Annotated in this window: 1 pseudogene; it reads left to right on the forward strand. The window is 55.2% G+C overall.

Features of this window, described 5'->3' with window-relative positions:
- Positions 1-587: pseudogene (locus ACTHUM_RS17860) on the forward strand (glucose-6-phosphate isomerase); the annotation flags it as partial.

The following is a 587-nucleotide window of genomic DNA, read 5'->3' on the forward strand; positions in this document are numbered from 1 at the left end:
TCCTGATGGCGCTCATCAATGTTTGGTACAACAACTTCCAACATTCAGACGGACAAACCGTTGTCCCATACAGCCACAACATGCGCCTCTTTACCCCGTGGCTCAACCAGCTCGATATGGAAAGCCTCGGCAAACAGCGTACTTCAGACGGCCAACCCGTTTCCTGCACCACCGGCGGCATCGTCTTCGGCGATGAAGGCGTCAACTGCCAACATGCCTACTTCCAGCTTCTACACCAAGGCACGCGTCTGATTCCCGTCGACTTCATCGTCCCCATGACCACAGTCTACGGCAACCACCGCCAACACCGCTTTACCGTTGCCAATGCCTTCGCCCAAGCCGAAGCGCTGATGAAAGGTAAGACCTTAAACGAAGTACAAATCGAATTGGCCGCCCTGCCCCAAGACGAACGCAACCGCCTTGCACCGCAAAAAGAATTCCCCGGCAACCGTCCGAGCAACAGCCTGCTCATCGACAGCCTGACGCCTTTCAACCTCGGCATGCTGATGGCTGCTTACGAACATCGTACTTTCGTTCAAGGCGTGATTTGGCGTATCAACCCCTTCGACCAATGGGGCGTGGAATAC

It is taken from the genome of Neisseria sp. P0021.S006, from assembly GCF_051956895.1.